The 6870-nt window shown below is 72.0% G+C and carries 8 protein-coding genes and 1 other RNA gene; 3 read left to right on the forward strand and 6 right to left on the reverse strand.

The window, feature by feature from the left end:
• The 3 genes from ACFXA3_RS30425 to ACFXA3_RS30435 form a co-directional block, all read right to left on the reverse strand.
• On the reverse strand, window positions 1–320 hold a 320-nt coding region (locus ACFXA3_RS30425), incomplete at its 3' end, for a uroporphyrinogen-III synthase (RefSeq protein ID WP_385191820.1).
• A gap of 126 nt (window positions 321–446) precedes the next feature.
• Window positions 447–1817: a nitrate/nitrite transporter gene (locus ACFXA3_RS30430; protein WP_385191822.1), complete on the reverse strand. Its 1371-nt coding sequence runs from the start codon at window positions 1815–1817 to the stop codon at window positions 447–449.
• Between the two features lie 97 nt (window positions 1818–1914).
• Window positions 1915–2880, reverse strand: coding sequence for a LysR family transcriptional regulator (locus ACFXA3_RS30435; protein WP_385191825.1), 966 nt, complete (start codon window positions 2878–2880; stop codon window positions 1915–1917).
• Window positions 2881–2964: 84 nt separating this feature from the next.
• Here ACFXA3_RS30435 and ACFXA3_RS30440 point away from each other — a divergent pair, with 84 nt between their 5' ends.
• Genes ACFXA3_RS30440 through ACFXA3_RS30450 form a run of 3 tightly spaced genes read left to right on the forward strand, consistent with a single transcriptional unit; the run spans window position 2965 to window position 4779 of the window.
• A complete protein-coding gene (locus ACFXA3_RS30440; RefSeq protein ID WP_385191827.1) occupies window positions 2965–4221 on the forward strand; it encodes an MFS transporter in 1257 nt (418 codons plus the stop codon).
• A gap of 28 nt (window positions 4222–4249) precedes the next feature.
• The gene (locus tag ACFXA3_RS30445; protein WP_385191829.1) at window positions 4250–4525 is read left to right on the forward strand and encodes a type II toxin-antitoxin system Phd/YefM family antitoxin; all 276 of its coding nucleotides are present in this window, start codon (window positions 4250–4252) and stop codon (window positions 4523–4525) included.
• Entirely contained in the window at window positions 4522–4779 is a 258-nt protein-coding gene (locus tag ACFXA3_RS30450; RefSeq protein WP_385191831.1) for a Txe/YoeB family addiction module toxin, read from the forward strand. Before ACFXA3_RS30445 ends, ACFXA3_RS30450 begins: the two co-directional genes overlap by 4 nt.
• A gap of 71 nt (window positions 4780–4850) precedes the next feature.
• On the opposite strand, the gene ssrA is transcribed toward ACFXA3_RS30450, so the two are convergent.
• From ssrA to ACFXA3_RS30465, 3 genes are all read right to left on the reverse strand, one after another.
• Window positions 4851–5239: a transfer-messenger RNA gene (gene ssrA / locus ACFXA3_RS30455) on the reverse strand.
• Between the two features lie 82 nt (window positions 5240–5321).
• Window positions 5322–5807 carry an SsrA-binding protein SmpB gene (gene smpB, locus ACFXA3_RS30460; protein WP_030161337.1) on the reverse strand — a complete coding sequence of 162 codons (486 nt, stop codon included), beginning with the start codon at window positions 5805–5807 and terminating at the stop codon, window positions 5322–5324.
• Between the two features lie 18 nt (window positions 5808–5825).
• A partial coding sequence (locus tag ACFXA3_RS30465) for a S41 family peptidase (protein WP_385191835.1) occupies window positions 5826–6870 on the reverse strand: 1045 nt, incomplete at its 5' end.

Genomic DNA, 6870 nt, shown 5'->3' on the forward strand with positions numbered 1-6870 from the left:
GCCCGCAGCCGTGCCAGCAGTTCCTCGCCGATCCCCCATCCGTCGGCGGCTTCGATCCATCCGCGGAATCCGATGGCGGTGGTGGCGACCACCGTGTCGGGCGCGACGTGGATCAGTTCCTTGGTGGCGGCGAGGAGTTCGCTGTCGTCGGCCAGCGGCACGATCCGCAGGGCCGGGGCGTGCAGCACGGTGGCGCCCCGCCGGCGCAGCAGGGCGATCAGCTCGTCCGCCCGCCGGGCGGCGGTGACTCCGACGGTGAATCCCGCCAGCGGGCCCGCCGGCGGCGCGGCCGGTCCGCCGGGGGTGTGCGTCTCGTCCATGGTGACCTGCCTTGCCCAGTGGGTCGGTATCACATCGCGCGATCACGTGTCGCGTGAACGGGACCGAGCCTGTCAACATGGCGTGTCAGGCTCGGTTCCGTCGTATTTCGTGTCCGTAAACGGGCGTTACACCGAGGTGAGCTGCGGCTTCGTCTCGGACCCGGCCGCCGGGAGCACCGCGGGGGCGGGCCGGCGAAGGTATACCGCCCACGTCACCGCGCAGCACGCCGCGTAGAAGCCGAGGAAGGTGACGAAGGCGGCCGTCCCGGAGCCGGAGGTCGAGAACGCTTCCCGGAAGGCCAGGTTGATGCCGAGTCCGCCGAGGGCGCCGACCGCCCCGATGAGTCCCATGGAGGCCCCGGACAGCCGGCGTCCGTAGGCGGCCGCGGCTTCCCCGCCCATGCCGCGGGCCAGTGCCTTGGCCTGGAAGATGCCGGGGATCATCTTGTACGTGGAGCCGTTGCCGAGCCCGCTCAGCACGAACAGGGCCACGAATCCGACGAGGAAGACGGGCAGCGAGTCCCGGCCGGAGGCGTAGACGACGACGCAGGTCGCGGCGGCCATGGCGACGAAGGTCGCGAGGGTGATCCGCGCACCGCCGAACCGGTCCGCGAGGGCGCCGCCGACGGGCCGGATCAGCGAGCCGAGCAGCGGGCCGACGAAGGTGAGCGAGGCAGCCTGGAGCGGGGTGCGGCCGAACTGCGTCTGGAGCACGAGCCCGAAGGCGAAGCTGTAGCCGATGAAGGACCCGAAGGTGCCGACGTACAGGAACGCCATGATCCAGGTGTGGGCGTCGCGGACCGCCTCGCGGACGGCGCCGGTGTCGTTGCGTACGGGCGCCAGGTTGTCCATGCGCAGCAGGGCCAGCGCGGCCGCGGCCACGACCAGCGGCAGGTAGATCGCCAGGAGCAGCCTGGGGTGTCCGGCCCCGGCGGTCCCGATGACCAGCAGGGCGACGAGCTGGACGACGGGCACGCCGATGTTGCCGCCGCCGGCGTTGAGGCCGAGCGCCCATCCCTTCTTGCGCAGCGGGAAGAAGGCGTTGATGTTGGTCATGGAGGAGGCGAAGTTCCCGCCGCCCACGCCGGTCAGCGCGGCGACGGCCACGAAGACCGGGTACGGGGTCCCGGGCTCCATGACGACCAGGGCGGCCGTGGTGGGCGCGAGCAGGAGCAGGGCGCTGACGACGGTCCAGTTGCGGCCGCCGAAGCGGGCGACGGCGAAGGTGTACGGCACCCGGACGAGGGCGCCGACGAAGGTGGCGGTCCCGACGAGGAAGAACTTCCCGGCCGGGTCGATGCCGTACCGGGGTCCCATGAACAGGACCATCACCGACCACAGGGACCAGATGGAGAACCCGATGTGCTCGCTGAGCACGGAGTAGAGCAGGTTCCGGCGGGCGATGCGCTCTCCGCCCTGCTCCCAGAACGTCTCGTCCTCGGGTTCCCACCGCTCGATCCAGCGGCCCCCCTTGCGCGGTGCGGTCGTACCGGTCATCACACGCCTCCACAGCTGTCGCGTCCTTGGTGACGACCGTAGGAACGGCGCGTTTCGGCCCCGGTCCCCGCCGGATGACCGGTGGGAAACCTTGCACTCACCCGCTGCCGGGGGCCTCTGTGAGCGCGGCGGGGCGCCAGCTCGCCGGGGGGACGTCCAGCCATCCGTACGCGGCGGCGGCCGCGTCCGCCGCCCGGTGCAGGGCGTCGAGCCCGGGGTGGCCGAAGCCCTTGCGCCACACCATCGACAGCGGGGACAGCGGCACCGGGTCGACGAGCGGCCGCTTCACGCTCCCGGGCAGGTCGAGGAAGTCCACCGTCACCAGCACGGGGTGGCGGGTCTTGGCCATGACCCGGCGGAACTCGTCCTTCCCGATGGCCACGGGTGCGGGCGGCGCCGGTGCGATCCCGCGGCCGGCGAACAGTTCGCGGGCGAGTCCGGTCCACTCCACGGTCCGCGGGTTGCCGGCCCCGGTGTACACGGTCTCCCCGGCCAGCGCGTCCAGCGGTACGGCAGGCAGCGCGGCCAGCGGATGCCCCTCGGGCAGCAGCACGGCGAGCGGCTCGTACCGTACGGGCCGGTGCGCGAGGCGGGCCCGCAGCGCCGGGTCCAGGCCGTGGGCGTAGCCGAAGGACACGTCGAGGCGCCCGGCGGCGATCTCGGCGGCGGCGTACGTCAGGCCGCTTTCGAAGCGGGCCATCAGTTCGCAGTCCGGGGCGAGTTCCCGGGCCCGCTCCAGCACGCTGCGGGCGGTGCTGGGCCCGTCGGTGTTCAGATCGACGAGGAGCTCGCGCGGGCCGGTGAAGGCGGCGGCGAGCTCCTCGTGCGCGGTCAGCACCCGCCGGGCCAGGGGCAGCAGCCGCTCGCCGTCGGCGGTCAGCTCGACGGCGCGGGTGGTCCGTGTGAACAGCCCCGCGCCCAGGACCGCTTCGAGGCGCCGTACGTCCCGGCTCAGCGCCTGCTGGGCGACGTACAGGCGGGCGGCGGCGCGGGTGAAGTGCAGTTCCTCGGCCACGGCGACGAACCCGCGCAGCAGCCGGGGTTCCACATCACGGGGATTCACCCGAGGAGACTAACAACACGGGCGCGTGAATGGCTCCGGAACAGGTGTTGGACGCCCGAGCCCCGTGCGCCGGAGCCTTGGATCATGCCGCAGACCACCTCCGCCCCGCTGATGACCGTGACCGGCTCCACCCTCGTCCTCGCCCCCGTTCCGGGCCGGCGGGCGGCCCGTGCGCCGGGCCCGTACGCGCGCCTGTTCGCCGTGCCCGGCAGCCGCGCCTTCACCGTCGGCAACCTCATCGCCCGCCTCCCCATGGGCATGTTCGGCATCAGCGCGGTGATGATGATCGCGGGCCAGCGCGGCTCGTACGCCCTCGCCGGCGCGGTCACCGCCACCGGTCTGGCGGCCCTCGCGCTGGTCGCGCCGTGGACCGCCCGTCTGGTCGACCGGTACGGGCAGGCCCGGATCGCCGTCCCGGCGACGCTGATCGCCGTGCTCGGCTCGGTGGGGCTGGTCCTGTGCGTCCGGGCGCAGGCCCCCGCCTGGACGCTGTTCGCCTGTTACGCCGCCACCGCGACCACCCCCAACATCGGCGGCATGTCCCGGGCCCGCTGGACCCACCTGCTGCGCGACTCCCCCGCCGCGCACCACACGGCGATGTCGTTCGAGCAGGCCGCGGACGAGCTCTGCTACATGTTCGGGCCGGTGGTGGCGGCGTTCCTGTGCTCCGCGGTCTTCCCGGAGGCGGGCACGCTCACGGCGGCCGTGCTGCTCCTCTCCGGCATGCTGGTCTTCACGTCCCAACGGGCCACGGAGCCCCCGGTGGCGGCGGCACGGCGCGGCGGCTCCCCGCTCCGCGCGGTCGCCCCGCTCTTGGCGCTCTTCGTCCCCCTCGGCGTGCTGTTCGGTTCGATGGAGGTCACCTCGATCGCCCACCTCGGCGCGCAGGGCCTGGGGGCCGCCACCGGCGTGGTCCTGGCCCTCCAGGCGGCGGGCTCCTGCGCGGCCGGCCTGCTCTACGGCGCCCTGCGCCCGCGCAGCCTGCGCACCTGCCTGCTCGCGCTGTGCGCCGCGATGGCCCTGCCCTGGGCGGCGGCGGCCACGGGTTCCCTCCCGCTGCTGGCCCTCGCCCTGCTCCTGGCGGGCGTGGCCACGGCGCCGACGATGGTCACGGCGATGTCCCGCATCCACGCGGTCACCCCGCAGGGCCGTCTCAACGAGGGCATGACCCTGGCGGTCACCGCCATCCTCGCGGGCATCTCCCTGGGCTCGGCCACGGCGGGCTTCCTGGTGGACCGCCTGGGCTCCACCACCCCCTACGCCCTCCCGGCGGCGGCGGCCGTCCTGGCCCTCCTCGTCTGCCGACCGGTACGACTTTCCGGTACCGGTCAGGTACCGTGAAGTCGTACCACGACCGGAGGAGCGGACCATGTCCATAAGCGCCAGTGAAGCCAGGGCCACCCTGTTCCCGCTGATCGAACGGGTCAACACCGACCACGCCCCGGTGCGCATCACCTCCAAGAACGGTGACGCCGTCCTCATGTCCGCCGACGACTACGACTCCTGGCAGGAGACCGTCTACCTGCTGCGCTCCCCCGCCAACGCCCAGCGGCTGATGGAAGCCGTCGCGCGCGACCGCGAGGGCGCCGCGTCGGTCGCCAAGAGCATGGACGAACTGCGGCAATTGGCCGGAGGGGAGGCGTGAGGAGCGTTCACTTCGACCCGGCCGCATGGGAGGACTTCCTGTTCTGGCTCTCCTGCGACCTGAGGACGGCCCGCCGGATCACCCGTCTGACCGGCGAGATCCAGCGCGACCCGTTCACCGGCATCGGCAAGCCCGAACCGCTGAAGGGCGAACTGTCCGGCTACTGGTCGCGCCGCATCGACGACGAACACCGCCTCGTGTACCGGGCGGACGAGAAGGAAGTGAAGGTGCTCAAGGCGCGCTATCGCTACTGATGCCGCGGACGGCTCGGGCATGACGAAGGCCCCGCAGCCTGACGGCCGCGGGGCCTTCGCCCACATGGGATGAGTGGAGATGGCGGGAATCGAACCCGCGTCCAACGGTGCAGAAGCAGGGCTTCTCCGAGCGCAGTCCGCTGCGCTTTTCTCGGCCCCGGAGATCACACGGACAAGTCTCCGACGGGCTCAGTCACTGTTTGGTTTCCCTCCAACCCCCGTGACCGGGGCTAGAGGTTTAGATCCCTAATTGACGCCAGGATCCGGACCGGGACCACTTCCGGGCTGACGCTCCTCACAGAGGCTTCAGCTCACTGTTATTAGGCAGCGAGGGTGAAGCGGGAGTTATCGCTCTTGGAGTTGGCGATTATTTTTTGCGACATGTGGTTAGCGAGATCATTGCCGCTTCCTCGGCTCGCTTCCCCTGCATCGACATCCGCTGTCGAAACCGATCATCCCCATGTTTTTTTAACAAGCTGCGCCACCCCGGGGGGCGGTGCTGACGCCATGGTACGCGAAGTGGACCACGGGATGCCAGGAGATTACAGCTGACCGCGCTCCTTGCGCTTCACGGCCGAGATCACCCGGTTCGTCTCGCGCGTGTCCTGCTTCTCGCGCAGGGCCTGGCGCTTGTCGTACTCCTTCTTGCCCTTCGCCAGCGCGATCTCGACCTTCGCCCGGCCGTCCTTGAAGTACAGCGAGAGCGGCACGATCGTGTTGCCCGTCTCGCCGGTCTTCGAGTCCAGCTTGTCGATCTCCTCGCGGTGCAGGAGGAGCTTGCGCTTGCGGCGGGCGCTGTGGTTGGTCCAGGTGCCCTGGCTGTACTCCGGCACGTGCACGTTGTAGAGCCAGGCCTCGCCGCTCTCCACCGACACGAAGCCGTCCACCAGCGAGGCACGGCCCTGGCGCAGGGACTTGACCTCGGTACCGGTGAGCACGAGACCGCACTCGTAGGTGTCGATGATCGTGTAGTCGTGCCGCGCCTTCTTGTTCTGGGCGATCAGCTTGCGCCCTTTTTCCTTAGCCATAGTGCGGTCATTTTCGCACTACGACCCCACCCCGAGGCCACCCAATACCGTGCGCGCCCGTTCCTCGACGCCGTCGCCCGCCGCCAGGTCCGGGGTGATGCCGTTTCCGTCGAGGCTGCGGCCCGCCGGGGTGCGGTACGTGCCGACGGTCAGCTCCGCCACCGAGCCGTCCGGGAGTTGCGTCGGCATCTGCACCGAGCCCTTGCCGAAGGTCCGGGTGCCCACCGCCACCGCGCGGCCGCGGTCCTGCAGGGCGCCGGTCACCAGCTCGGCGGCGCTCATCGTGCCGCCGTCCACCAGCGCCACCAGGGGTCTCGCCGTGTCCCCGCCCGGGCCGGCGTACAGGGCGCGCTGGACTCCCCGTACGTCGTACGTGGCGACCAGGCCGCCGTCCAGGAACGCGGAGGCGGCCGTCACGGCCTCGGTGACCAGGCCGCCCGGGTTGCCCCGCAGGTCGAGCATGAACCCGGCGCCGGGCGGGGCCGCGCGGACGGCGGCCCGGACCTGTTCGCCGGAGCCGCGGGTGAAGGAGGCGACCTTGATGACGGTGATCCCGCCCGGGAGTTCCCGCACGGTCACGGGCTCGGTGTGCAGCTGCTCGCGGCGCAGGGTCTCGGTGAGGTCGGCGCCGTCCCGGGTGAGGCGCAGGACGACGGGGGTGCCGGCGTCGCCGCGCAGCAGGGTGACGACCTCGGCGACGGGCAGGCCGGTGACGTCGTGGCCGTCGATGCTCAGCAGCCGGTCCCCGGAGCGCAGTCCGGCGCGGGCGGCGGGGCTGTCGGGCTGGACCCGGTCGACGTCGATGCGGCCGTCCCGCCGGCGGGCGGTCCACAGGCCGACACCGGTCCAGCGGCCGTCGAGGTCGTCGGTGAAGGCGGCGTACTCGCCCTGGTCGTAGACCATGCCCCAGCGGTCGCCGCTGCGGCTGACCTCCTCCTGGGCGGCCTTCTTGCCGGACTTCCCCTCGGCGACGGCCTCGGCCGCGGCGCGGGCGACGGCCTCGCGGTCGGCGGTGCCCGGTTCCCGGGGCGTCTCGGGTGCGGCCGCGGGGTTCTGCGTACCG

It is taken from the genome of Streptomyces sp. NPDC059456 (genome assembly GCF_042750055.1).
GTDB lineage: Bacteria > Actinomycetota > Actinomycetes > Streptomycetales > Streptomycetaceae > Streptomyces.